Below are 23,422 nucleotides of genomic sequence, written 5' to 3'. Positions count from 1 at the left end.
GGGTCCGCGCTCCCGCTGCGGGCTCGCCGAGCGTAGGCTGGAGCGATGAGCCAGCACGCCGCATCGCCAGAAGCAGCCACCGCGCCAGTCTCCCGCGCGTTCGCCTCCGACAGCTGGTCGGGCGCGCATCCAGAGGTGATCGAGGCGCTCGCGCTCGCGAACACGGGCCACGTCCCCGCGTACGGCGGCGACCCGGTCACGGCCCGCTTCCAAGAGGTGGCTCGGGAGCTGTTCGGCGTCGAGGCGGAGGCGTTTCCCGTCTTCAACGGCACCGGCGCGAACGTGCTCGCGCTGCAGGCCGCACTCCCCCGCTGGGGCGCCGTCATCTGCGCGCGCACCGCGCACATCAATACCGACGAGGCGGGTGCCCCGGAGAAGACCGGCGGTCTCAAGCTCTTCGGCATCGAGACGCCCGACGGCAAGCTCACCCCCGAACTCGTGGCTCGCGAGGCGTGGGGCTTCGGCAGCGAGCACCGGTCTCAGGCGGGCGCGGTGTCGATCTCGCAAGTGACCGAGCTCGGCACGGCCTACACCCCCGATGAGATCCGCGCCCTCGCGGATCAGGCGCACGAACTCGGCTTGGTGCTGCACGTCGACGGATCCCGGCTCGGCAATGCGGCAGCGCACCTCGGCGCGTCGCTGCGCGAGCTCACCACCGACGTCGGCGTCGACCTGCTGAGCCTGGGCGGCACGAAGAACGGCCTGTTGGGTGCGGAGGCCGTCGTCGTGCTGCGGCCGGAAGCTGCTGACGGGATCCGCTATCTGCGCAAGATCGACCTGCAGCTCGCCTCGAAGATGCGCTTCATCTCAGCGCAGCTCGTTGCACTGTACGAGGGCGACCTGTGGCTGCGCTCCGCAACGCGTGCGAACGAACTCGCGCAGCGCCTGGCGTCGGGCGTGCGCGCCCTCGAAGAAACCGTGCCCGGGGTCAGGATCGCCCACCCCGTCGAGTCCAACGCCGTATTCGTCGAGCTGCCCGCAGAGGCCGCAACGCGGGCCCAGTCCGCGTTCGCGTTCGGCGCGTGGCCGACGCAGCCCGGGCTCTACCGCCTGATGTGCGCGTTCGACACGACTGAGGCGGACGTCGACGCACTGCTGACCGCGCTCGCCGGCTGACCCGCTCAGCCCGCGAACGGCTTCAGCCCGCGAACGGCCGCCGGGGCGACAGCCGCGCCAGGGCGAATGACAGCACCAGGGCTGCGACGACGCCGATGATCGGAGGAATCCCGATCCCGAATTCGCCGGCGAACCAGGCGAGCGCGCACGAGATCGCGTAGACGCCCAGGTTGACCCAGTTCGCGCGCGGCAGCGCCTCCCCCTCTGGCATCTGGGTGCGCCGCCACCGTGCGAGGTAATCGCCGATGATGACGCCGCCGAGGGGCGGGATGAATGTGCCGAGCAGCCCGAGGTACTGGGGCAGGTGCTCGTTGACGCCGAAGAGCGCGAGCACGGTGCCGATGATCGAGCCGATGATCACGAACCGGGTCTTGCTGGGCTTCTCGAAGAGCTCGGCACCGGCGACGCCGAATGAGTACGCCGCGTCGGCATTCGACTTCCAGAGGTTGCCGAAGAGCAGGAAGAGCCCCCAGCCGACGAGGCCGAGGTTGAAGAGCACGAGCACGAAGTCGCCTTCGCCGAACGTGATCGCGCCGACCGCGCCGAAGAAGATCATCAGCCCGTTGCCGATCAAGAATCCGATGACGCAGGCGAGCACCGCCTGGCGGCCCGTGCGCCCGAAGCGCGTCCAGTTGGGCGCCTGCGTGCCAGCGGAGACGAACGTTCCGACGACCGTGGTGACGGCGACCGCGATCGGCATCGACATCGACGCATCCGGCTGCACGGCGGCGAGACCGGCCCAGCCGCCCACCTCTTCGAGCGACCGGAACATCACCCAGAACGCGAGGATGAGGATCAGCGGAGTCGAGATCAGCGATACCCAGTACATGCCGCGGTACCCGTAGACGGCGGTCGCGCACATGAGCGCGCTCACCACCACCATGACCGCGGCTTTCGCGGCGAAGCTCTCCCACCCGAACGCCTGCGCGGTGAGCTCGCCGATCGTGCCGATCACGACGCCGTACCAGCCGATCTGCGTGCCTCCGAGCAGGATCGATGCGAGCTTCGAGCCGCGGCTGCCGAGCGTGTACCGGGCCATCACCACCGTGGTGAGTCCGGTGCGCGCACCGATCCATCCGAGCACCGCGACGTATGCGCCGAGCACGGCGGAGCCGAGCAGGATGACGACGAGCAGATCGTTCAGCGCGAACGACTGCCCGAGCGCGGCGCCCGCGAGCATGGTCGGTGTGAAGATGGTGAAGCCGAGCAGCACCACCATGAGCGAGAAGAATCCCTTGCGTGCGTGCTGCGGCACGGGGGTGACCGGGTAGTCCCGGTCGATGACCGTCTCGGTCTCGGGTGCTGCGCTCACTCGCCGACCCGGGCGCCGCCGGCGAGCTCGTCGGTCTCGATGCCGATGTCTTCGGCCCAGATCTCGGGGCGTTCGCGCATCATGCGATCCATCAGGTCGATGCAGGTCGCGTCGTCGGCGATCACGAGTTCCGTGCCGTTGCTCGCGAGCCAGGCCTCGGAGGCTTCGAAGCTGCGGTGCTCGCCGATGACGATGCGCGGGATCTCATACAGGATCGCCGTGCCGGCGCACATGGTGCACGGCGAGAGCGTCGTGTAGAGGGTGCACTCCCGGTAGACGCTCGCCGGGAGGCGACCGGCGCTCTCGAGGCAGTCGGTCTCGCCGTGGCGGATCACGCTTCCCATCTGCACGCGTCGGTTTCGACCGACGGCGAGCACCTCGGGTCCGTCGGCGCCGTGGCGCACGAGGGCGGCGCCGATGGGCACCCCGCCTTCGTCCCAGCCCAGCTGCGCCTGTTCGATGGCGAGGTCGAGATACGTTCGGTCTTGAGCGGAGATCGGCATGACTGCAATCGTATCGCCGTGCGAGCGCTGCGGCGTTCCTCGCGGCGTTCCTGACCCGGCGCCACGTGTTCGGTGAGAGGTCCGGCTTCGGTGGGACGACTCGTCGTCCGAGCGTCCCACCGAAGCCGGACCTCTCACGGAGACCGCGCCCGAGCGCCTAGGCCCCGACCGACTGCCGATCGGCCGCCTCGGCCGCCTTCGCGCGGCGCCGACCGACGATCCGCCCCCGCACCGCGAAGACGAGCACGAGCAGCAGCAGTCCGTACAGCGCCATCGTGATCGGCCCGCTCACCAGCACCGAGAAATCGCCGTTCGCGCTCATCGCGGCGTCGCGCAGGCTCGTCTCCGCGAGCGGCCCGAGCACCATGCCGATGATCAGCGGTGCGATCGGGAAGTCGAGCGCCCGCATCAGGAATCCGACGAATCCGATGCCGAGCAACAGGAACAGGTCGAAGATCGAGCCCGACGTGGCATAGATTCCGAGGGCGCAGAAGACCGTGATTCCGGCATACAGGTACGGCCGCGGGATCAGCAGCAGCTTCGCCCACAGCATCGCGAACGGCAGGTTCAGGATGAGCAGCACGATCATCGCGATGAAGAAACTCGCGAGCAGCACCCACACCAGGTCCGGGGCGCGCTCGAAGAGCAGCGGGCCCGGCTGCAGGCCGTACTGGCGGAAGGCGGCGAGCATGATCGCGGCGGTCGCCGAGATCGGGAGACCGAGTGCGAGCAGGGCGCCCATCGCCATGCCCGTCGTCGAGTTGCCGGCAGCCTCGGGGGCGGCGAGACCGCGGATCGCACCGGAGCCGAAGCGGGGCGTCTTGCGACGCGCGTCGAGCCGCTTCTCGAGACCGTAGGCGAGAAAGGTCGGGATCTCCGAGCCGCCGGCCGGCACCACGCCGAACGGGACGCCGATGACGGTGCCGCGCAGCCACGCCGGCATCGCCTCGCGGAACTCCGCCTTCGACAGCCACGGGCGCCCCTTCGGCTTGATGATCGCCTTGTCGTTCATGTGCCGTTCGAGGCATGCGACGTAGATGACCTCGCCGAGCGCGAGCACCGCGACGGTGACGGTGACCAGCGAGATGCCGTCGAACAGGAACGGCGAGTCGAGGGTGAAGCGCGGTGCGCCAGAGGCGCCGTCGATCCCGATCACCGCGATGCCCAGACCGATGAAGAGCGCTGCGAGTCCCTTCACCGCGTTATCGGTGACCACCGAGGAGGTTGCGACGAACGCGAAGACCGCGAGCGCGAAGAACTCGGCGGGGCCGAAGCTCGAGGAGAAGTCGGCGAGCGCCGGCGCGAGGAACACGACGAGGATCGACGCGATGAACCCGCCGACGAAGGCGCCGATCGCAGCGGTCGCGAGCGCCTGCGCGGCCTTGCCGTTCAACGCCATCTTGTGGCCCTCGAACGTCGAGGCGATCGCCGAGGCCTGGCCCGGCGTGTTCATGAGAATGCCCATCGTCGAGTCCCCGAAGAGCCCGCCGAAGTAGACGCCGGCAAACATGATGAAGGCGGCCGTGGGCTCGAGCGAGAACGTGACCGGCAGCAGCAGCGCCACCGCCATCGACGAGCCGAGGCCCGGCATGACGCCGACGGCGGTGCCGAGGAGGCAGCCGACGAGCACCCAGACGAGGTTCTGCCAGGTGAGGGCTCCGGCGAAGCCCTCTATCAGGAGCTGGAGTGATTCCATGGTCAGAACCCCCCGCCCAGAATGCCTGAGGGCAGCGACATGCCGAGCGCCATGTCGAACGCGATGTAGGCGAGCGAGCTCACGGTGAAGCCCGTCACGAGACTCGCGATCGGCTTCTGAGAGCCGAAGCCGCGTGCGACGCACCAGAAGAGCAGGCCGGCCGCGATGACCCACCCGAGCACGTCGAGCAGGAGGGCGAACGCGGCGAACGATCCGATCACCCAGGCGAGGGACCGCCAGTCGATCTTGACCGCGCGCGCTCCATCACGCGCAGCTCCATCGCCCGTCGCTCCGTCGCGCTCCGCCAGCGCGTCGTGCTCCGAGCTGAGCAGTTCGAAGTCATCGACCTGGCGAGTCGCAGCCGTACGTGCGGCGCTGTCGGCGCGAAGCTGCCTCGCCGCGGCGAGAATGAGCAGGATCGCGAAGAGCACGAGCCCGCCGGCGATGATCGCTGGGAAGAAGCGCGGGCCGGGGAATGCGGTGCCCTCGGGAACGCGCATGGTGAGCATGCCGAAGCCGAGATAGGCGGCGAATGCCAGCAGCAGCACCGGCATGATCAGATGCTTGAGCCGGGCGGTCGTGCGCGGGCTCCCGGTCGAGAAGCGAATCTCCTCGCCGACGACCGCGGACATCGCGGTCGGGTTGCTGGTCGGCGTCATTGCCCCATCTCCTCATACAGGCGAGCGATCCGATCCCGTTCCTCCGCGAGGAACGGGATCGGATCGTCGCCGGTGATCACCTGTTCGGTCCAGTGGTAGCGCTCGACGGCGGCTGCCCACTCGGGCGTCGCCAGCGTGTCAGCGACGAGTTCGCTGAGCCCGGAGGTCTCTTCCTCGGTGAGCCCCGCCGGTGCCGCGAGCATGCGCCAGTTCGCGAGCGTGATGTCGTAGCCCTGCTCGCGCGCCGTCGGGATGTCGATTCCCTCGATGGGCTCCTCGGCGACGATCGCGAGCGCCCGAAGCCTGCCCGACTCGATTTGGTCGATGTTGTCGGGGTAGCCCCCGGTTGCGGCCTGGGCCGTGCCGTTCAGCAGCGCGGCGACGGCCTCGCCGCCGCCGTCCGAGGAGATGTACGTCGTCTCGGTGGGCTCGATCCCCGCGGCGAGCGCGAGATCGGTGACGACGAGCTGATCGAACGAGCCGCCTCCCGTCCACGGAATCGATTTCGGGTCGTCGCGCCAGGCCTCGACGAGGTCGTCCAGAGTCTCATAGGGCGAGTCGGCCGGCACGACGATGACGTCGTACTCCTCGAACACGACGGCGAGGGAGGTGACGTCGTCGAGCGTCGCATCCGAGCCGTACTGGATGGTGGCGGCGAGCAGCCCGGTGCCTCCCACCAGCATCGTGTTCGCCTCCCCCTCGAGCGTCGACAGGTTGCCCAGGGCGATCGTGCCCCCGGCTCCCGGCATGTTGACGACCTGCACATTGGTGCTCAGGCCGTTCGCACGCTGCGCATGCTGCATCTCACGCGCGACCGTGTCCCAGCCGCCACCCGCTGCGGCCGGGGCGACGATGGTCAATGACGAGTGGATGTCGCTGCCGGCCGACGCGGAGCTGATCGATCCGAATGCGGCCACGCCGACGGCGCACGCGGCGATCGCGCCGCCGATGACGCGCAGCACCGTGCGGCGCACGTTTCGTTGCGGTGTATCTGTCATGTTCACTCCTTCGTGCGGACGCCGTTGTGCCGCACTGACGCCTATAAGATGTCAACCATTTCCCGTGCGCGCCCGCTCCACGCGATTTGTGCTCATAAATGCTCACGGTGATCGCGGCGGCGCGATCCGGGGCTCGCACCGCCGCGCGGATCCGGGGCGGGCGAGGAAGCGGAAGGCGACGGTTGTGACAGGAGGTGCTGCGATGCCGCATTGGTCGACGTCGCGCTTCGCGCGGCTCGCGATCCTGCTGCTCCCGACCCTGCTCGTCCTGGCGAGCGTCGGGGTCACCACGAGCATCGCCGTCTCAGTGCAGGAGTCGAGCATTCGCGAGGCCACCGGGGAGCGGGTGCGCGACGTCGCGACCAGCCTGGCGCAGCTGGACCAGGTGCGCTCGGTACTCGAACGCACGGGTGACGACGTCGGCGATGCGACGCGCGAACTGCAGCCACTGGCAGACGTCGTCGAGCAGGCGGCCGGCGTCGACTACCTGGTCATCACCGACGATCGGGGCATCCGGATCACGCACCCCACCCCCGCGCTGCGCGGCGGGCACGTGTCGACCTCGATCGACGACGTGCTCGCCGGGCAGGAGTTCCTGGGCACCGAACGCGGCACCATCGGCACCACGCTGCGAGCGAAGGTACCGGTCCGCGACGATGCCGGCGCTGTGATCGGCTCCCTCTCCGTCGGCATTCTCGAGTCGCGCATATCGGCCGATTTCGAGGGGGCGCTCCGCCAGCTGCTGCCCTGGGCTCTCGGCGCCCTGCTCATCGGCACGCTCGCGAGCTCCGCACTCGCGGCGCTCCTCGAGCGACGATTCCGCCGCCTCGATGCGCTTGCCACGGAGGCGGAGAGCATGCGGCGAACGTCCGCCGCCCTGCGGGAGCAGACCCATGAGTTCCACACGCGACTCCACGTCATCCACGGGCTCGTCTCCCACGGCGATACGACGGAGGCGCTCGCGTACATCGCCAGCGCGGCCCCCATCGACGAGAGCGATGGTCCCGCCGAGGTCCACCACCCGTTGCTGCGCGCGACGCTCGACGCCTTGCGGGCGGAGCTCGGAGGGCTCGGAGCCGTGCTCGAGACGGCCATCGACGTCGAGCGGGATGTCGACGAGGACGTGACCCTGGTGCTGGCGAATCTCTGCCGCAATGCGGGAGAAGCGGGCGCGACTCGGGTGCGCTGCGCACTCATCGAGGCCGACGGCGTGCTGCACGGCGAGGTCGCCGACGACGGACCGGGAATCGCGGCGCCGACCGCTCACCGGGTGTTCGCGCGCGGCTTCTCCTCGAAGGGCGACGCCACGGGGTTCGGGCGCGGCATCGGGCTCGACCTCGTGCGACGCGTCATCGCCGACCGGCGCGGCACCGTGGAGGTCGGGCGATCCGATCTGGGCGGCGCCCGGTTCCGCTTCGAGCTCGAGGCGCGCACATGAGTTCGTCTGATTCGGCCCCCATTCGCGTGCTCGTCGTCGACGACGATGCCGGCGCGCGCAAGCTGCACGGGCACTACGTGTCGCGGGCCCCAGGGTTCGCGGTGACGGCGACGGTCGGCACGGGTCGCGCGGCCGTGCAGCACAGCTTGCGCGGTGACGTGGATCTCGTGCTCCTCGACATGCGTCTGCCCGACGTCAGCGGCATCGAGGTGCTGAACCGATTGCGCACGGTGCGGGAGGCCTCTCCCGACGTACTCGTGATCAGTTCGTCGCGCGATCAGGTGACCGTGCGGCAGGCGCTCGCGGCGCGCGTCATCGGGTATCTGGTCAAGCCGTTCACCGAGCAGGCCCTGCATGCGCGCCTCGCGAGCTACCGAGACGAACGCCGGGATGCCGCAGCCGCCGCGCGGGAGATGACCCTCGGGCAGGGGGAGATCGATCGCCTGCAGTCGACCGGGCGGATCGACCTCCGCGCACCGGCGCGCGCTGAGCGGGATCAGGCCGATGCCGCGTTGCCGAAGGGCATCTCCGAGGTGACCCTGTCGGCGGTGCTCTCCGCGCTCGATCCCGTGGCTCCACTCTCCGCGGTTGAGCTCGCGCAACGGTGCGAGATCTCCCGCGCCACCGCGAGACGCTATCTGGATCATCTGGTCGAGACCGGTGCGATCGACCTCGCGCACCGCTACGGCAAGCGGGGGCGCCCCGAGGTGCTCTACCGCCTGGTGCCGCCGCCCGCCGGTTAGCCCTCTCCCGAGCTCTGGCCTCAGGCGCCGATGCCGCCGAAGGCGATGCGCGCCGCGATCACCAGCATCGTGACAGCCACTACGGAGTCGAGGATGCGCCACGATCGAGGGGTCTCGAAGAAGCGCGTGAGCGCTCGTGCGCCGTACCCGAGGAGGAAGAACCAGCACAGGCTCGCGAGGGCCCCGCCCAGCACGAACCACCAGCGATCCGGATCCCCCTGCGCGTTCCCCAGCGACCCCATCAGCACCATCGTGTCGAGGTACACGTGCGGGTTGAGCAGCGTGATCGCCAGGCAGGCCGTCACGGTCTGCCGCAGTGACGCGGCGTCGGCCTGTCCGGCGACCAGCCCGGCGGGGCGCAGGGCTCGACGCGCCGCCGACCAGGCGTACCAGAGCAGAAAGGCGACGCCGCCCCAGCGCACGATTTCGAGGAGCACCGGTGCGCGTTCGACGACCAGTCCGATCCCGGCGACTCCCAGCAACTCCAGAATCGCGTCGGCGAGTCCGCAGATGAGCACCACGGGAAGCACGTGCTCTCGCCTGATGCCCTGCCGTAAGACGAACGCGTTCTGAGCGCCGATGGCGACGATGAGCGATAGCCCGCTGCCCGCGCCGATGAGAAAAGGAATGATCACCATTCGAACGTACGCTGCGCGGGGGCGGAGGACCTCATTGAACCTGCGTGCATATCCTTCACCATCATGAATTCTGCTTAAGATCTGAGTATGGACTTCCCCGTCGAGCACCTCGCCACGTTCGCTGCGATCCTCGACGAGGGGAGCTTCGAACGCGCGGCGCGGCGCTTGCACATCACGCCATCGGCGATCAGCCAGCGCGTGCGCGCCATGGAGCAGCGGGTCGGAACGGTCCTGCTCCAGCGCACGCGTCCCGTCACCGTCACCGCTGCCGGAGCCGTCGCGCTGCGCGCAGCCCGTCAGGTGCAGCAGATCGCGGTCGATGTCGCTGCGGAGCTCGGCGCTGACGAGGCGACCGGCACGCTGATCCCGATCGTCGTGAACGCCGATTCGCTGGCCACGTGGTTCGTTCCGGCGCTGGCCCGAGCCTCCCGCGAAACCGACGCCGCATTCGAGGTGATGCGCGCGGATGAGACCATCTCCACCGAGCGCTTGCGCAGCGGCGCCGCTATGGCCGCGCTCACCGCGACTTCCACCGCCGTGCCCGGATGCACCTCGACCCGCATCGGCACCGACCGGTACTTCGCCGTAGCGAGCCCAGCCTTCGCAGCGCGTCACTTCGAGGATGGCGTCACCGGGGCCGCGCTCGCCACGGCTCCGCAGCTGGAGTTCGATCGGCACGACGTGTTCCAGCAGCGATTCATCCGCCGAATCACGCGGACCACCGTCGCACCGCCCCGCCACTTCATTCCATCATCGGCCGAGTTCGCGCACGCCATCGAACTCGGCATGGGCTGGGGCATGCTCCCCGAACTGCAGTGCGCAGCCGGGCTCGCCGACGGGCGCCTCGTCGAGCTCGGCGACCGGCCGGTCCTCATGCCGCTCTTCTGGCAGCGCTGGAAACTCGACTCCCCCGTGCTCGACGACCTCTCCCGGATCATCGCCGCAGAGGCAGCGGCGGCGCTCGGGTGAACTCCGGGCCTCCCCCTAGGATGGGAGGGGCCGGGAGGAGCTGAATGTTCGGAGTGCTGCAGGGGTTCGCGCTCATTCTCGGGATCATCGGAGCCGGATACCTCACCGCTCGATTCGGAGTCGTGCAGGGCGACCAGCGCCGCGTGCTGAACAATGTGGCGTTCTTCGTCGCAACCCCGGCGCTGCTGTTCACCGTGCTCCGACAGAGCGACCCGAGCGTCATCCTGTCACCCGTGATCCTCATCACGAGTCTCGCCGCTGTCATCGTCGCGGCCGTCTTCGTCATCGCCTCCCGTCTCTGGTTCAAGCGCGACCTGGCGACGACGACACTCGGCGCTGCCTGCTCGGGATACGTCAACGCGAACAATCTCGGGCTGCCGGTGGCGGTGTACATCCTGGGCGACGCCGCCTACGTGGCGCCGCTGATTCTCGTGCAGCTGCTCTGCTTCGCGCCGACCATTCTGTCGATGCTCGAGGCGACGCGCACCGGCAGACTCGTCGACGGCGCTCCCGAGGCAGAGGCGGCCGCGGCGTCCGCGCCGAGGCCTCGAGGCGCCTTCCAAGGCGCCCTCGCCGCGCTCGGACGCGCGGCCTCCAATCCGATCATCATCGCGTCGGTGCTCGGCCTCATCGTCGCGCTCATCGGCCTCCCCATCCCCGAGATCGTCTCGGCCCCGCTCGAAATGCTCGGCGACGCCGCCATCCCGATGGTCCTGCTGAGCTTCGGCATCTCGCTCTACGGGCAGCGCGCCCTCCAGCGCGGCACCGGCCGCGCCGCGGTCTTCACTGCCTCCGCGCTCAAGCTGCTGCTCATGCCCGTGGTCACCTGGAGCCTCGCAACCGCTTTCGGCCTCGGCGCGCATGAGGTCTTCGTCGCCACGACCATCGCGGCACTGCCGACCGCGCAGAACGTGTACAACTACGCCGCCACCTACCGACGCGGAGAGACGATGGTGCGAGACACCGTTTTCCTCACCACATTCGCGTCGTTGCCGATCATCGCGGGCGTCGCCTGGCTCCTCGGCTGAATCGAGCAGCCGCCACGTTCGCCTTCGAACCGGGAATAGTCCGCGCGCCCCCGCAGTTGCAGTCAGTCGGATACCCCGTTCGCACAACCTGAGGAGCCCCATCGTGAGCCCGCGCACCGCAATCACCAGCGCACCCGTCATCGAATCTCTCGCCGAACGCTGGAGCCCGCGCGCCTTCGACACCACGCACTCGTTCCCTGAGGGCGCTCTCCGCGGTATCCTCGAGGCCGCCCGCTGGGCGCCGAGCGCGAACAACACCCAGCCGTGGCGGTTCATCATCGCACGCAGGGGCGGTGAGATCTTCGCTCGGATCACCGACACCCTGGTCGGGTTCAACCGCGAATGGGCCGTGAACGCTGGCGCACTCATCGTGAACGTCGCGGAGACCACCGACGCCGAGGGCAACGCTCGGCCGTGGGCGGAATACGACCTCGGACAGGCGGTCGCGCACCTCAGCGTGCAAGCGACGTCGGAGGGCCTGCACCTGCATCAGCTCGGCGGGTTCGACCGCGACGCCATCCGCGCCGCATTCGATCTGGAGGATCGTCTCGTGCCGGTCTCGATCAGCGCGATCGGCAAGCTCGGCTCAGCTGACAGCCTTCCCGAAGTGCTCCGCGAACGTGAGCTCGCCCCGCGCACGCGTCTCGATCTCGACTCGCTCGTGCTCGTCCGCGACTGACCCGCTGGCCCCGCGCCTCGGTACCGGGCATCCAGCACCGAGCGGGCGTGCACCGGTTCTCGTCCGGCTTCGCCGCACGCCGGCACCTCAGGCTTCGGTGTCGACCGCGGTCTCGCCGCCATCGAGCCGCAGGGCCTGAATGAGCTCTCCCGCGTGCACCGATGAGACGATCACCCGCGAGAAGTGGTCGAATTCGCCTTGCCAGCCGTGATCCTCTTCGGCGCCCTCGGGGTTCTCGAAGTCGATGACGACCGCTTTCCGGCCTCTGCGCACCAGCACGAAATCCCTGCCGGTGAAATTGCGCCAGGTTCCTGCCGCGAGGCGGCCGGGAATGGCGGCACCGGGAACTCGCACGCCACGCACCCAGACCCACGGGTCGTCCGTGACGATGGCCGATGTGATCGCCGACCGATCGAGCACGATGTCCCGGCGGCGCATCGCGGCGAACCGCTCGGCAGCGGTCATGCGGATCACCACGCGATCGGGGTGCACCTCGACTCGTGCCATCGGTCAGTCCAGCATGTCGCTCTGGTCGATGACCGATTCGACGGTCTCGATGAGCGCGCGCTTGAGCGCGTAGTCGGGGTGCGACGGATCGTCCGCATCTGCGGGGAGTCCGAGCTCCGCAGCGGTCTCGAGCGTGTTCACGCCGACGCACGCCACGATCGTGTCGGAGGGGAGGTCCGGGAACTGCGCCGCGACCTCTTCGGCGATCTTCGCCGAAGCGACGAGCAGCGCGTTGATGCGGCCCGACTCGATGTCCTCTCGGATGTGCACGGATGCGGGCACGCCCACGGTGCGGAACGCGAGCACCTGGGTCACGTCGTGCCCGCGGTCCATGAGCCCCTCGGTGAGCACGGGAATCGCCACATCGGAACGCAGCGTGAGCACCTTCAGCACCGCGTCCGTCTCGATCTCGCTCCACTCCTCGAGCAGCGCATGCGTGCTGTTCTCTTCGCTCGGCGTCCGGGTGATGGGATATCCGGCGTCGGTGAAGGCGACGGCCGTCGCCTCTCCGACCAGAGCGACACTCGTCTCCGGAGGGATCACCGCGTTGTGGTGCTTGAGCACGTCGGCGACTGTTGAGCTCGTCGCCGTCAGCCAGTCGAATGCACCGGCCTCGAGGTCTTTCAGCGCGCTGACGAGCTTGTCTTCTTCGCTCGTGTGCGCGAAGTCGACGAGCGGTGCGATGACCGTGTGCGCACCGCGTTCACGCAGGGCTCTTGAGACCAGATCGCCCCAGGTACCGCCCCGAGGAACGAGCACCCGAAGGCCACTGAGCGGCTTCGCCTCAGCAGACATACACCCCACTCACTCGATACCAATACGAATGGCCATCGCCTGCAGCGCAGAGCTGCATACGGGCCCTTCCCGGAAATCCATTGACCCTATTCTTACCCTGCCACCGCGCCGAAGCAAAACGACGACGGTTCCCGGGGTGAACGAAATAGAACTGTGACCTGCGCGCGAATCAGGAGAAGCGTCGCGCGACCGCCGATGCGATGCCCCAGACAGCGAGGCCCGCCAGCACCGCGACGCCGGCGACTCCTGCCCCGAAGCCTGCCGGGTTGTCCCGCTTCTCCTCGGCGATCCGCACCTTCGCGTCCTCGACGGCGTCGTCGACGCGCTGCGCGTAGTTCAATCGCACCTTGAGTTGTGAGAGCGTGTCGTACAGCTCGGTTCGGGCCTGATCCGCTTCGGCGATGCCGTGGCGCTTCTCTTCGGAGCTCATCGCCAGTTCCCTTCTTCACCGACGCGCGGCATTTCGCGCGCGGAATGGTGCGTCGCGGTCGGTTCTGCGTTCACGCGCACCTCACCGATCGCAGAGAGATCTCCGCCGACGCGGTCGAGCGTCTCCTCCGGCACCGGATTGCCGCGCTTGATCAGCGCGATCCCACCCAGGATCGCGACGGCCGCGAGCAGCAGCAGCGCGGCCGCCACCACCAGTGCCGCCAGCCACCACGGCCAGACGATCGCGAGAGCGGCGATCGCCGCGATGACGAGAGCTTCGAGCATGAAGAACAGGAAGAACAGCGCGACGACGATCGCACCGGCTCCGATCCCTGCGCGCTTGGCCTTCGTGATGATCTCGCGCTTGGCGTTCTGATACTCGATCTTCGCCAGACTGACGATCTGATGCGGCAGGCGGGTCAGCAGCTCGAACGTGCCGGCCTCGTCCTTCCTTCGACTCATGCGTTCCCTCCGTCCGCCTCCGCGGACGCGTTGGTGTCCGCGGAGTCAGCCTGCGCGGAGGTCGACGAGTCACTCGGCGACTTCTTCGGGGTGCTGCTCGGCTGAGCCGGCACCGAGGATGCGTGCTGGGACGACGCGGCATGCTGCGACGAGGCGCTGCGCTGCGGAGCTGCACCAGACTGCGACGACGAGCGGCTCTGCCCCCCGACGAGGGAAGCGAAGGCGTTCTTCCCGGCGCGCAGCGCCGTGTCCTTCACGTTCTCCACGGTTCCCCGGGTCGCGTCGCGCACAGCGTCGACGCCCTGCTGCACTGATGGGGTGTTCCACACCTGCTCTGCGCCACGCTTGATCTGCTCATAGCGCTCGCGTCCGGCACGTGAACCGAGCACGTACCCCACAGCTGCGCCGAGAACGAATGCGATCTTGCCCTTCATGATGCCTCCAGTTCGTGGCGGTTCCTGGTCTTCGCCCAGCCTACTCCCGGTGCGGGTGCGGGTGCAGCGCTTGGGGGCCGCTTCTCCGGCGATTCCCCCATCTCGCGCCGCTGTCGTCACTCAGCGATGCCTGTGAGCCTTCGGCGCAGGTGCACCGACCGCTCTCGAGCCTCAGCGACGGCTGCAGCGAGGTCTCCACTATGCACTGCGGGACCCACCCTCAGGCAAGTGGATTCCGCTGCGACCGGTGAAGTGGTATGGAGCAGCGAGCGGTCGCGTGCCTCGACACTCGCGAACAGAGCCGGCACCATGCGGAGGTCGACCGGCAGGTCGGGATCCATGCGCCGCGCCCCCGAGGCGTCGAGCACATCGCGCAGCATCGTGTCGATCGCGGCGCGAACGTCGGCGAGCGCCTCAGCTCGTGGAGCACCCGCCCCGTCGACGTCTTGAGCGGGCCCTGCGAAGCGGATCCGCCACGTCGAGGCCTCGGAATCGCCGAGCGCGCTCTCCCAGGCGACGCTCCACAGCTCGCCGTTCGGCGCGGCAACCGTCTCGAGTGCCGCACGACGGCCTCCCGCTGCGCGAGCGGCCGGGACGAAGTCAGGTGCCGTCACGTCGAGTTCCGCGACCCATCGCATCGATGACGCCTCCGGGACTTGCCCCTCGGCGGGCACGCCGGTCAACCCGACCGCGCGGTCGCCCATCACGACGGCGCTCGCCGGGATCCGCACGCCCGCTTCCTCGATCAGCCACTCGGTCGCTCCGCCGCGATCACTGTCGGCGCCGGGGGCAGAGGCGTCACCGGCGCCCGGAGCGTCACCGGCGTGTGATTCGTCACAGGCCGCGGCCCCGATGCTGCGGACGCCGACGACGGGCGCACCAGCCACTTCGGCTCCGTACAGCGCGAGTCGCTCGAGCAGAGCTTCGCGGAGCGCTTCCCAGCCGGCACTGGGTCGCACGCGGGTTTCACGTGCAACATGCCGTTCTGCGTACGCGAGCGCTGCACCGCAGAGCGACCCGGCTGTGGTGACATCTTCATTGAGCCCTGGGGCAGCGATCGCCACGTCGACTTGATCGGCGCTCACGCCGTACTTCGCTCGCGCGATGGGGTCCACCAGCCGGTCGAACGCGCTCTTCCCGAGCCGCGATCGTACGAGGCGACCGAGCGAGCGCGTCTTGCCGATCGTCAGCACGGGGCGCACGCGATCGAGAAATGCACGCGCGGCACCGCGACGCCCCAGCACCGCGAGGCTCTCTCGAGACAGCGGCACCGCGGGAATCCCCAGGACCGCGGGCGTTGGCTGCATCGTCCATGCTCGGTCTGCGCCGCGCAACAGCACCGGCACCGGCGCCTCGCTGATCGGCCGAGCACCGGTCAACGGTGCGCTGCCCGGCGAAAGGGGCGACGCCACATGGTCGAGGAACGCCCGCAGCGTTCCGTCTGGATCCGTGACTTCATCGGGCGAGAACCCGGCTCTAGCCTCGTCAGCTCGGTCGGCACCGCCACCATCGGCAGCTCCAGCGGCGAACGCCGCGCCACCGGACGTCGCGGCGCGACCGATGCGCACGCTGAGGCCCACCTCCGCGAATTCGAGAGCCGCCGCCAGCTCCACTGGGCCCTCGCCGATGACATAGACGTCAACCATGCTGCTGCGGACCCTGCGGCGCCCCACCGCCGATCATCGGCGCTCCGCCCGCGAGAGCCGGCTCCGTCACCGGCACCTGCACGAGATCGATGCGCGAGCGGCCGTACCCGTGCTTGCGGAAGATGCGCAGCACGAGCCAGATGAACAGGGCATATCCGACCAGCGAACCGATGAACGACCCCGGGCCTCCGGTCGCCTCGACCTGCGCGGTTTCGCCGCCGACGGCGAAGGTCATGAAGCCGAAGGCGATGAGGTTGTTCACGATGTGAATGGCGATGGCCGCCTCCAGACCACCGGTGCGCCAGGTCACCCAGCCGGCGACGAGCCCGAGGGCGCCCACTGCGAGGAGGCCCCAGATGTCGTAGATATGGGCGAGCGCGAAACCGACCGAGGGAATGATGATCCCGAACCACGGGCTCTTCAGCCACGATCCGAGCACCTGCATGAACAGACCGCGGAAGACGACTTCCTCAGCCGTCGCCTGCAGCGGAACGAGCAGCACGACCAGAATCAGAGACGTCCAGGCTGCCGTCCAGTCGAAGTCCGCTCCCGAAGACGACGTCTCCGCGGTCTCCGTCAACGAAGCGGGGTCCATCGCGATCTCGAGCGCGATTCCAGCGACGTTCATCACGATGACGGCGAGCAGTGCCGCGAGCGAGAGGCGGCCGAGCAAACCCCACCGAATGCGGCCGGCCACCGACCAGATGCGCCCGGTGGGGCGCATGCCGAGGGTCAGCATCGCGAGGATCACCGAAGGAATCATGATGATGATCGACACCAGGGAGAACAACACCGATAGTGGCACCTGGGTGTCGATCAAGGCGCCTTCACCCGACATGATGCCGTCGAAGTACGTGGGATCCAACATCAGCACCGGGACGAACGCGAAGCCCACGACGAGGGAGAAAATACCGAAGTAAACGGCGGAGAGCAGCAACAGCAGCAGCGGCTTCCACCAGCGGTAATTCGCGACGCCACGGAGCAGGCGATGATATTCCAGGGGTTCCGTCTCCACGGTCTGCAGCACCGCCTGCGGGCGCACCCAGCCCCACTCAGGTGCTGGACCGCCCTGCTGCGCACCCGGCGCGCCGGGCTGCTGCGGGGCGGGGAACTCAGGGCGCTCGGGAAGCTCGGGAGGCTCGGATCCAGTGCTCGTCATGATCCCTATCCTCTCACCCGCCACCCGCAGACGCCTGAGGCGTGTCGTCGGCCCTCGACACCGAATCCCTGCGCGCGCGCCGAACCCCTATCGAACGAACGTGTTTCCGATAGGGGCTCGGCCTGGCGACCGAGGGCTTGGCCCGAGAACGCTCCATGGGCTGACGCTCCGCGTCACCGGAGCCGACCGAAACGCGTTGCGTTTAGCTAGGCTCCCACCCTTCGCTGCGCTCCATGGGCTGACGCTCCGCGTCACCGGAGCCGACCGAAACGCGTTGCGTTTCGCTAGGCTCCGCGCAAGCGTTCGGCGAGGAAGGCGTGCAGCTCTGCGCGCGGCACGCGCACCTGCTCCATGGTGTCGCGCTCGCGCACGGTCACCGCGTTATCGTCCAGCGAGTCGAAGTCCACCGTCACGCAGAACGGCGTGCCGATCTCGTCCTGCCGCCGGTAGCGACGCCCGATGGCCCCCGAATCGTCGAAGTCCACGTTCCAGTCATCGCGAAGCTCCTGCGCGATCTCCCGCGCGAGCGGCGACAGCGCCTCGTTGCGGCTCAGCGGAAGGACCGCCGCCTTGATGGGCGCGAGACGCGGATCGAGCGCGAGCAGCGTGCGCTTATCGGTGCCGCCCTTCGCGTTCGCGACCTCCTCCTCACGATACGCATCGACGAGGAAGGCCATGAGCGAGCGGGTGAGGCCGGCTGCTGGTTCGATCACGTACGGCGTGTACCGCTCGTTCTTCGTCTGGTCGAAGAAGTTGAGATCCTTGCCCGAGTGCTTCGAGTGCGTCGAGAGATCGAAGTCGGTGCGATTCGCGATGCCTTCGAGCTCGCCCCATTCTCCGCCGGTGAATCCGAAGCGGTACTCGATGTCGGCGGTGCGCTTCGAATAGTGGGAGAGCTTCTCCTTCGGGTGCTCGAAGAACCGCAGGTTCTCGGGGTCGATGCCGAGGCCGACGTACCACGCCATGCGCTCGTTCATCCAGTATTCCTGCCACTCCTCGTCCGTGCCTGGCTCGACGAAGAACTCCATCTCCATCTGCTCGAACTCGCGCGTGCGGAAGATGAAGTTGCCCGGCGTGATCTCGTTGCGGAAGCTCTTGCCGATCTGTCCGATGCCGAACGGCGGCTTCATGCGCGCTGCCTGGAGCACGTTCGCGAAGTTCACGAAGATCCCCTGCGCGGTCTCAGGGCGGAGGTAGTGCATGCCGGCCTCGTCGTCGACCGGGCCGAGATAGGTCTTGAGCAGACCGGAGAATGCACGAGGCTCCGTCCACTGCCCACGGGTGCCGCAGTTCGTGCAGACGATCTCCGCGAGCCCGTCCTTCGGAGCACGCCCCTTCTTCTCCTCGAAGGCCTCGATGAGGTGGTCTTCGCGATAGCGCTTATGGCAGTGCAGGCACTCGATCAGCGGGTCGCTGAAGACCTCGACGTGCCCTGAAGCCTCCCACACCTGCTTCGGAAGGATGACGCTCGAGTCGATGCCGACGACATCGTCTCGCTTCTGCACCATGGCTTTCCACCACTGGCGCTTGATGTTCTCCTTCAACGCGGTGCCCAAGGGGCCGTAATCCCACGCGGAGCGCGATCCGCCGTAGATCTCACCCGCTTGGAAGACGAAGCCGCGGTGGCGGGCGAGGGCGATGACCTTATCGAGGCGGGACTGCTCAGCCATAATTCTGTATCACTCCAAGGTGCAAGCGGGGATCTTGGCGCCGATGCGCTCGTGACGCAACGGCAGAGACGCCCAGTCTACCGACCGATGCCGCTCATCCCGACGGTGCCTGTCGAGAGGTGAGCTGCTGCCCGCTACGCTGCGAGCGCGGCGGGCTGCGTCTGGCTCGCAGTGAGCTTCGAAGGAGTCTCGGCGGTGTCGGCGCGCGGCAGCCACGGGAGGCTGATGGGCGCCGCCACGGTGTTGCTGGGATCCCAGGGCGATTGCGGGAGCGGCAGCACCGGGAGGGGCACCGTCATCGCCAGCGTCGCCGCCGACGCGGAGGGTGACCCGGGCACGTCTTCCGCGCACATCGGCGCCGGCCTGCGCCTGAACGTCGCGAGCAGGCCGTAGGCGCCCATGAGACCCCACACGATGTTCGACGCGAACGAGGGCCACGCCCCGTATGCGAGCGCGCCGCCCGCGGCGAGCAGTCCGCCGACGGTGTTCAACGTGAGATAGGCCCGCGTCGACGGCGACCAGGTACCGCGCAGCATCAGCACGTACGCCACGAATGTGCCGAGGGTCCCCACCCAGCCCAGTACGCTCCCGATCAACGTTTCCAACGCCGCCCACCTCCCACTCGTTTTCAGACACGCCTCAGGAACCCCGACCGATGCCCCCACCGGCCCGACGCGCCGACTCGTCAATTTTCGAACGCTCCGCGATCCAGCACAATCGAATCTTTCGTCATGCCGGATGTAGAATTTCTGAATATGAGAATTGCGGTTTCCCGACTGCCCTTCCTGCTCCAGATCGCGCGCAGCGGCGGGGTTCTGGCCGCCGCGGAGGCGTTGAGCCTCACGCCGTCGGCGGTGTCTCAGCAGCTCGCGAGGCTTGAGGCGGAGGTGGGTGTGCCGCTGGTCGTGCGGAGCCCCCGAGGCGTCACGCTGACCGCTGCCGGTCGCGAGCTCGTCGAACTCGCCGAGAACGTCGAACGCGAGGTCAACGAGGCCGCCCTTCGCGTCGGAGCGGCAAGCGAAATGCCGAGCGGCACCGTGCGGTTCGGCGCGTTTCAGAGCTTCCTGAGCGGCGTGATCGCACCTGCGCTCCCCCGGTGGCGCACGGAACTCGCCGGCGTCCACCTCGAGGCCGTGGAAGGCGACCTCCCCGATCTCCTGCGGGGCCTCCGCACCGCCGCCTTCGATCTCGTCGCCATCGAGCGCGACGAATCGATACCGCCACCGCCCCTCGGTCCAGGCGTGCGCGAGGTCGCACTCCTCGATGACCCGTGGGTGCTCGTCGCCCCGGCGGGAACGCAGGCGACGATGGGCGTGATCGCGTTGGATCAGCTGCGGCTCCCCTGGCTCGAGGTCGACCGCAGTTCAGGCGTGCATCACGCGGCTCAGCGGGTACGCGAGCGGCTCAGATCCTCGACGACCTCTCCGCACCGGTACGCGAGCCATCAGTCGGCGCTCGCCCTCATCGCCGCCGGAGAGGGCGTCGCTCTCCTTCCCCAGCTCGCCCTGCAGGAGTTCACGTTGACAGGGGTCGAGACTCACGAGCTCCCCGGACTCGGCACGCGCCAGATCTCTCTGCGCTATCGCGTCGGGCGCAAACCCGATCCCGCTGTGGGAGCCGCCATCGAGTTCTTCCAGCTGCTGACGGCGCCCCGCGAAACCGCTTCGGATCACCAGCACCGCTGAGGGATCCGCGCCCCGGGTCGCTCGGGCGAATTCAGCCCCAGGTCCCGAGAACGAGGTTCTCCGGAGCCTCGCCGCGCTGCAAGTGGGCGATCTGACGGCGAATCAGCGCCGACATGCGCGGGAGCATTGCGCTCGAGTCTCCCCCCACGTGGGGGGTGATCAGCACGTTGGGAGCCTTCCAGAGCGGGTGCCCAGCGGGAAGGGGCTCGGGATCCGTGACGTCGAGCGCTGCACGCAATCGACCCGATTGCAACTCGGCGACGAGCGCGTCCGTGTCGACGACCGGGCCGCGCGCCACGTTCACGATCAGGGCCCCATCGGGCAATGCCGCGAGCGCTGCACCGTCGAGCAAGCCCCGCGTACCGTCGGTCAACGGCACCGCGAGCATGACGATCTCCGCGTCGGCGAGGCACTCGTGCAGCGAGTCGAATCCGCGCACTTCGACGGTGTCGCCGGCCAGATTCTCTTCTCGTCGGGCGGTGCGCGCGAGGCGGGTGATCTCTACTTCGAACCCGGCGAGTCTCGCCTCGATCGCCTTCGACACGCCCCCGTAGCCAATGAGCAGCACGCGACGGTCGGCCAGGCTTGGAAGCGAGCGAAGCTGCCACCGTTCCACATCACTGTCGCGCACGAACTGGGGGATCCCGCGCTGCGCGGCGAGCGCGAGTCCCAGAGCGAGCTCGGCGGTCGAACCCTCGTGCACCGTCGCAGCGTTCGCGAGAGGAAGGCCCTCGGGGAGGTGCTTCGCCACGCCGTTGTACCCGATGGACTGCCACTGGACGAGCCTCGCCTCGACCTCGGAGAGATGCGCGAGCGGGCGGGCGCCTCCCCAGTACGGCGGTACGACGATATCGAATTCGTCGCGCGGCGCCGGTCCGTCGAGGTCCCATCCGCAGAAATCCACTCCGTCGACGTCGCCCACCGCCTCGCGGAGTCCGGGGTCCGATGGCAGAGACACGACGAGGTCACTCATGGCTGCGAGTCTAGCGTCAGCTGTAGCATCGAGAGGCTGCGGCACAGCGCGTGCGGCACCGGGAGGATCAGACATGACGAGTCGCGGGAAGCGAGGCGGACTGGCGCTGGCCTGGTGCATGCTGATGCTGCTCGCCGGCTGCGCGTCCCCGCCCGCCGGCGCCGTGGTCCTCCCTCCCGAGGGCGGAATACCCGACTATCAGCTGGGCGGCGGCTACGAGCCGGCCTCTGAAGTGGAGATCGTCGCTCGGGACCGTCTCGACGAGCCGGATCCGGCTCGGTACTCGATCTGCTACGTGAACGGCTTCCAGACGCAGCCGGGCGAGCGCGGCATCTGGCCAGACGAGGCACTCCTGCGCGCGGGCTCGGAGTTCGTGGCTGACCCGGACTGGCCCGATGAGACACTCCTCGACACGTCGTCGCGTTCATCTCGTGAACGCATCCTCGAGGTCGTATCGCCTTGGATCGACGCATGCGCGCAGGCGGGGTTCGACGCTGTGGAGTTCGACAACCTCGACACGTATACCCGGAGCGATGGAGCGCTCGCGCGCGAGGACAATCTCGCCCTTGCAACCGCCTACGTGCGCGTCGCGCACGATGCCGGGCTTGCCGCGGCTCAGAAGAACTCTGCCGAAGATGCCGAACTGCTGCACCGGCGTGCCGGCTTCGACTTCGCGATCACCGAGGAGTGCGCGGCGTACTCGGAATGCGGACGGTACACGGAGGTGTACGGCGCCGCCGTCATCGACATCGAATACGACGATGCACTGCCGCGGGCGTTCTCCGAGATGTGCGCCGACCCAGAAACGCCGCGTTCCGTCGTCCTGCGGGATCGACAGCTGTCGCGCCCGGGGAGTTCAGCGTACGAGTTCTCGACCTGCCGCTGACGTCGCGACACCCGGCTCAGCGAGTGTCGGAGGCATGAGGCACAATGAACGGTGTAGACCATGCGTCACATGGACCCGCCTGCAGGGCGGCGGGGTGCGGGGGCACGACGACGCGCAAATGAGATGGAGAAGCTCATGGCACCCGACGGCTCCCCCGGTTTCCAACCCTTCGTGATCGCACTGTTCGACGACATCGATCCCGAGGGTGCCACCGTACTGTACGGCGATGATCCCGGGCTCTGGGAATGGCTGACGCGTGCCGAGTCATTCCCGCCGGGCAGCGAGTTCGTGGAGCTCCCGATCCCCGGAACCGATGAGCGCGCGCACGTCACCATCTGGGCGCCGAGCACCGACAAGGCGCAGCACCTCACGAGACTTCCGGGCACGCGACGCCCCCACCCGTCTCTCATCGAACTCGAGCTCGGCCGCACCGATGAATTCGAGTTCCACGCGAAGTACGCGAGACTCCTCCGAGCCATCCCGAGCGAGCGAGTCTTCGAGAGTCGCTGGTGACTCGCGCGAGGAGCAGCTACCGGTTCGCGGCGTCCGCGAGTGCGGATGCGCCCATGTCGAGTGTCACCTGGGTGAACAGCTCGGACAACGGCACCTCCAGGGCACCCGCGATGCGCGCTGCAACGTCGAGAGTCGGATTGCGGCGTCCGCTCTCGATTCCGCTGACGTACGTGCGGTCGAGGCCTGCGTGCAACGCGAATGCCTCTTGAGAGCTCCAGCCGCGAGCGACCCGCAGCTCACGAAGACGGGACCCGAAGGCTTTGCGATGAGCTGGAATCTCCACTCAACCACCTTGCCGGTCGTGCGGACTATGAGTCCACCGATCATGAGTCACACTGTCGGGGCTTTGCGGGCCCTGAAATGGCGAAAGGGTCGTACAGTGTGTGCCGTCTCTGGCTTACACTGTACGACCCTTTCTGTAAAAGGTGTCCGGCGGTGTCCTACTCTCCCACAAGGTCCCCCTTGCAGTACCATCGGCGCAATC

Annotated in this window: 26 protein-coding genes; 9 read left to right on the top strand and 17 right to left on the bottom strand. The window is 68.3% G+C overall.

The annotated features are described in order from the left end of the window. The first annotated feature begins 45 nt into the window (after positions 1 to 45). Positions 46 to 1,116, top strand: coding sequence for a low specificity L-threonine aldolase (locus JE033_RS12155; RefSeq protein ID WP_200331977.1), 1,071 nt, complete (start codon positions 46 to 48; stop codon positions 1,114 to 1,116). 22 nt (positions 1,117 to 1,138) lie between these two features. Here JE033_RS12155 and codB read toward each other — a convergent pair whose 3' ends face one another. The 5 genes from codB to JE033_RS12130 form a co-directional block, all read right to left on the bottom strand. Further along, entirely contained in the window at positions 1,139 to 2,428 is a 1,290-nt protein-coding gene (codB, locus tag JE033_RS12150; protein ID WP_200331975.1) for a cytosine permease, read from the bottom strand. Then, positions 2,425 to 2,931 (bottom strand): nucleoside deaminase, encoded by a 507-nt coding sequence (locus JE033_RS12145; protein WP_090152965.1) that lies wholly within the window; start codon positions 2,929 to 2,931, stop codon positions 2,425 to 2,427. Before JE033_RS12145 ends, codB begins: the two co-directional genes overlap by 4 nt. A 157-nt stretch (positions 2,932 to 3,088) precedes the next feature. Further along, complete coding sequence (locus JE033_RS12140) at positions 3,089 to 4,627, bottom strand: tripartite tricarboxylate transporter permease (RefSeq protein ID WP_200331973.1); 1,539 nt, start codon at positions 4,625 to 4,627, stop codon at positions 3,089 to 3,091. Between the two features lie 2 nt (positions 4,628 to 4,629). Continuing rightward, entirely contained in the window at positions 4,630 to 5,286 is a 657-nt protein-coding gene (locus JE033_RS12135) for a tripartite tricarboxylate transporter TctB family protein (RefSeq protein WP_200331971.1), read from the bottom strand. After that, on the bottom strand, positions 5,283 to 6,284 hold the full coding sequence (locus tag JE033_RS12130) for a tripartite tricarboxylate transporter substrate binding protein (RefSeq protein ID WP_200331969.1): 1,002 nt from the start codon (positions 6,282 to 6,284) through the stop codon (positions 5,283 to 5,285). Before JE033_RS12130 ends, JE033_RS12135 begins: the two co-directional genes overlap by 4 nt. A gap of 202 nt (positions 6,285 to 6,486) precedes the next feature. Here JE033_RS12130 and JE033_RS12125 point away from each other — a divergent pair, with 202 nt between their 5' ends. Then, positions 6,487 to 7,722 (top strand): ATP-binding protein, encoded by a 1,236-nt coding sequence (locus tag JE033_RS12125; RefSeq protein ID WP_200331967.1) that lies wholly within the window; start codon positions 6,487 to 6,489, stop codon positions 7,720 to 7,722. Then, positions 7,719 to 8,465, top strand: coding sequence for a response regulator (locus tag JE033_RS12120; RefSeq protein WP_200331965.1), 747 nt, complete (start codon positions 7,719 to 7,721; stop codon positions 8,463 to 8,465). The genes JE033_RS12125 and JE033_RS12120 overlap by 4 nt, the downstream gene beginning before the upstream one ends. A 20-nt stretch (positions 8,466 to 8,485) precedes the next feature. Here JE033_RS12120 and JE033_RS12115 read toward each other — a convergent pair whose 3' ends face one another. Then, positions 8,486 to 9,103: a LysE/ArgO family amino acid transporter gene (locus JE033_RS12115; RefSeq protein WP_090152989.1), complete on the bottom strand. Its 618-nt coding sequence runs from the start codon at positions 9,101 to 9,103 to the stop codon at positions 8,486 to 8,488. Positions 9,104 to 9,190: 87 nt separating this feature from the next. Here JE033_RS12115 and JE033_RS12110 point away from each other — a divergent pair, with 87 nt between their 5' ends. The 3 genes from JE033_RS12110 (at position 9,191) to JE033_RS12100 (ending at position 11,779) form a co-directional block, all read left to right on the top strand. Further along, entirely contained in the window at positions 9,191 to 10,072 is an 882-nt protein-coding gene (locus tag JE033_RS12110; RefSeq protein WP_200331963.1) for a LysR family transcriptional regulator ArgP, read from the top strand. 44 nt (positions 10,073 to 10,116) lie between these two features. Further along, complete coding sequence (locus tag JE033_RS12105) at positions 10,117 to 11,100, top strand: AEC family transporter (RefSeq protein WP_200331959.1); 984 nt, start codon at positions 10,117 to 10,119, stop codon at positions 11,098 to 11,100. Between the two features lie 103 nt (positions 11,101 to 11,203). Then, a complete protein-coding gene (locus JE033_RS12100) occupies positions 11,204 to 11,779 on the top strand; it encodes a nitroreductase family protein (RefSeq protein WP_200331957.1) in 576 nt (191 codons plus the stop codon). An 87-nt stretch (positions 11,780 to 11,866) separates the two neighbouring features. Here JE033_RS12100 and JE033_RS12095 read toward each other — a convergent pair whose 3' ends face one another. From JE033_RS12095 to JE033_RS12055, 9 genes are all read right to left on the bottom strand, one after another. Beyond that, the gene (locus JE033_RS12095) at positions 11,867 to 12,286 is read right to left on the bottom strand and encodes a hypothetical protein (RefSeq protein WP_090153001.1); all 420 of its coding nucleotides are present in this window, start codon (positions 12,284 to 12,286) and stop codon (positions 11,867 to 11,869) included. Between the two features lie 3 nt (positions 12,287 to 12,289). Continuing rightward, complete coding sequence (locus JE033_RS12090; RefSeq protein WP_090153005.1) at positions 12,290 to 13,081, bottom strand: uroporphyrinogen-III synthase; 792 nt, start codon at positions 13,079 to 13,081, stop codon at positions 12,290 to 12,292. Positions 13,082 to 13,250: 169 nt separating this feature from the next. Next, positions 13,251 to 13,511 carry a DUF3618 domain-containing protein gene (locus JE033_RS12085; RefSeq protein ID WP_090153010.1) on the bottom strand — a complete coding sequence of 87 codons (261 nt, stop codon included), beginning with the start codon at positions 13,509 to 13,511 and terminating at the stop codon, positions 13,251 to 13,253. Continuing rightward, positions 13,508 to 13,972, bottom strand: coding sequence for a phage holin family protein (locus JE033_RS12080; protein ID WP_200331955.1), 465 nt, complete (start codon positions 13,970 to 13,972; stop codon positions 13,508 to 13,510). The genes JE033_RS12085 and JE033_RS12080 overlap by 4 nt, the downstream gene beginning before the upstream one ends. Further along, positions 13,969 to 14,406, bottom strand: coding sequence for a YtxH domain-containing protein (locus JE033_RS12075; protein ID WP_090153019.1), 438 nt, complete (start codon positions 14,404 to 14,406; stop codon positions 13,969 to 13,971). Before JE033_RS12075 ends, JE033_RS12080 begins: the two co-directional genes overlap by 4 nt. 116 nt (positions 14,407 to 14,522) lie before the next feature. Further along, entirely contained in the window at positions 14,523 to 16,052 is a 1,530-nt protein-coding gene (locus tag JE033_RS12070) for a hypothetical protein (protein WP_200331953.1), read from the bottom strand. Continuing rightward, positions 16,045 to 17,211, bottom strand: a complete 1,167-nt coding sequence (locus JE033_RS12065; protein WP_200331951.1) for a CPBP family intramembrane glutamic endopeptidase — start codon at positions 17,209 to 17,211, stop codon at positions 16,045 to 16,047. The genes JE033_RS12070 and JE033_RS12065 overlap by 8 nt, the downstream gene beginning before the upstream one ends. 284 nt (positions 17,212 to 17,495) lie before the next feature. Continuing rightward, positions 17,496 to 18,881, bottom strand: coding sequence for a glycine--tRNA ligase (locus JE033_RS12060; protein WP_090153028.1), 1,386 nt, complete (start codon positions 18,879 to 18,881; stop codon positions 17,496 to 17,498). Between the two features lie 134 nt (positions 18,882 to 19,015). Further along, complete coding sequence (locus JE033_RS12055) at positions 19,016 to 19,486, bottom strand: hypothetical protein (RefSeq protein ID WP_141653265.1); 471 nt, start codon at positions 19,484 to 19,486, stop codon at positions 19,016 to 19,018. 150 nt (positions 19,487 to 19,636) lie between these two features. On the opposite strand from JE033_RS12055, the gene JE033_RS12050 reads away from it, so the two are divergent. Then, positions 19,637 to 20,566, top strand: coding sequence for a LysR family transcriptional regulator (locus tag JE033_RS12050; RefSeq protein ID WP_200331949.1), 930 nt, complete (start codon positions 19,637 to 19,639; stop codon positions 20,564 to 20,566). A gap of 31 nt (positions 20,567 to 20,597) precedes the next feature. Here the strand turns inward: JE033_RS12050 and JE033_RS12045 are convergent, their stop codons facing one another. Continuing rightward, entirely contained in the window at positions 20,598 to 21,539 is a 942-nt protein-coding gene (locus JE033_RS12045; RefSeq protein WP_200331947.1) for a 2-hydroxyacid dehydrogenase, read from the bottom strand. A 73-nt stretch (positions 21,540 to 21,612) separates the two neighbouring features. On the opposite strand from JE033_RS12045, the gene JE033_RS12040 reads away from it, so the two are divergent. Together JE033_RS12040 and JE033_RS12035 are read left to right on the top strand one after the other, a co-directional pair. Further along, positions 21,613 to 22,425 carry an endo alpha-1,4 polygalactosaminidase gene (locus JE033_RS12040; RefSeq protein WP_200331945.1) on the top strand — a complete coding sequence of 271 codons (813 nt, stop codon included), beginning with the start codon at positions 21,613 to 21,615 and terminating at the stop codon, positions 22,423 to 22,425. 135 nt (positions 22,426 to 22,560) lie between these two features. Next, complete coding sequence (locus JE033_RS12035; RefSeq protein ID WP_200331943.1) at positions 22,561 to 22,938, top strand: hypothetical protein; 378 nt, start codon at positions 22,561 to 22,563, stop codon at positions 22,936 to 22,938. A 16-nt stretch (positions 22,939 to 22,954) separates the two neighbouring features. On the opposite strand, the gene JE033_RS12030 is transcribed toward JE033_RS12035, so the two are convergent. Further along, a complete protein-coding gene (locus JE033_RS12030) occupies positions 22,955 to 23,221 on the bottom strand; it encodes a helix-turn-helix transcriptional regulator (protein WP_200331941.1) in 267 nt (88 codons plus the stop codon). Positions 23,222 to 23,422 lie beyond the last annotated feature (201 nt).

This window comes from Leucobacter sp. L43, assembly GCF_016597785.1.
GTDB lineage: Bacteria > Actinomycetota > Actinomycetes > Actinomycetales > Microbacteriaceae > Leucobacter > Leucobacter alluvii.
Note: the sequence above shows the minus strand (reverse complement) of the source record. Positions and strands in the feature narration are given on the sequence as shown.

Bases quoted from the DNA above. Each gene is read 5' to 3' on its own strand.
- JE033_RS12155 (WP_200331977.1), top strand. From the start codon at position 46: ATGAGCCAGCACGCCGCATCGCCAGAAGCAGCCACCGCGCCAGTCTCC.
- JE033_RS12145 (WP_090152965.1), bottom strand. From the start codon at position 2,931: ATGCCGATCTCCGCTCAAGACCGAACGTATCTCGACCTCGCCATCGAA.
- JE033_RS12140 (WP_200331973.1), bottom strand. From the start codon at position 4,627: ATGGAATCACTCCAGCTCCTGATAGAGGGCTTCGCCGGAGCCCTCACC.
- JE033_RS12135 (WP_200331971.1), bottom strand. From the start codon at position 5,286: ATGACGCCGACCAGCAACCCGACCGCGATGTCCGCGGTCGTCGGCGAG.
- JE033_RS12130 (WP_200331969.1), bottom strand. From the start codon at position 6,284: ATGACAGATACACCGCAACGAAACGTGCGCCGCACGGTGCTGCGCGTC.
- JE033_RS12125 (WP_200331967.1), top strand. From the start codon at position 6,487: ATGCCGCATTGGTCGACGTCGCGCTTCGCGCGGCTCGCGATCCTGCTG.
- JE033_RS12120 (WP_200331965.1), top strand. From the start codon at position 7,719: ATGAGTTCGTCTGATTCGGCCCCCATTCGCGTGCTCGTCGTCGACGAC.
- JE033_RS12115 (WP_090152989.1), bottom strand. From the start codon at position 9,103: ATGGTGATCATTCCTTTTCTCATCGGCGCGGGCAGCGGGCTATCGCTC.
- JE033_RS12110 (WP_200331963.1), top strand. From the start codon at position 9,191: ATGGACTTCCCCGTCGAGCACCTCGCCACGTTCGCTGCGATCCTCGAC.
- JE033_RS12105 (WP_200331959.1), top strand. From the start codon at position 10,117: ATGTTCGGAGTGCTGCAGGGGTTCGCGCTCATTCTCGGGATCATCGGA.
- JE033_RS12095 (WP_090153001.1), bottom strand. From the start codon at position 12,286: ATGGCACGAGTCGAGGTGCACCCCGATCGCGTGGTGATCCGCATGACC.
- JE033_RS12090 (WP_090153005.1), bottom strand. From the start codon at position 13,081: ATGTCTGCTGAGGCGAAGCCGCTCAGTGGCCTTCGGGTGCTCGTTCCT.
- JE033_RS12085 (WP_090153010.1), bottom strand. From the start codon at position 13,511: ATGAGCTCCGAAGAGAAGCGCCACGGCATCGCCGAAGCGGATCAGGCC.
- JE033_RS12080 (WP_200331955.1), bottom strand. From the start codon at position 13,972: ATGAGTCGAAGGAAGGACGAGGCCGGCACGTTCGAGCTGCTGACCCGC.
- JE033_RS12075 (WP_090153019.1), bottom strand. From the start codon at position 14,406: ATGAAGGGCAAGATCGCATTCGTTCTCGGCGCAGCTGTGGGGTACGTG.
- JE033_RS12070 (WP_200331953.1), bottom strand. From the start codon at position 16,052: ATGGTTGACGTCTATGTCATCGGCGAGGGCCCAGTGGAGCTGGCGGCG.
- JE033_RS12065 (WP_200331951.1), bottom strand. From the start codon at position 17,211: ATGACGAGCACTGGATCCGAGCCTCCCGAGCTTCCCGAGCGCCCTGAG.
- JE033_RS12060 (WP_090153028.1), bottom strand. From the start codon at position 18,881: ATGGCTGAGCAGTCCCGCCTCGATAAGGTCATCGCCCTCGCCCGCCAC.
- JE033_RS12050 (WP_200331949.1), top strand. From the start codon at position 19,637: ATGAGAATTGCGGTTTCCCGACTGCCCTTCCTGCTCCAGATCGCGCGC.
- JE033_RS12045 (WP_200331947.1), bottom strand. From the start codon at position 21,539: ATGAGTGACCTCGTCGTGTCTCTGCCATCGGACCCCGGACTCCGCGAG.
- JE033_RS12040 (WP_200331945.1), top strand. From the start codon at position 21,613: ATGACGAGTCGCGGGAAGCGAGGCGGACTGGCGCTGGCCTGGTGCATG.
- JE033_RS12035 (WP_200331943.1), top strand. From the start codon at position 22,561: ATGGCACCCGACGGCTCCCCCGGTTTCCAACCCTTCGTGATCGCACTG.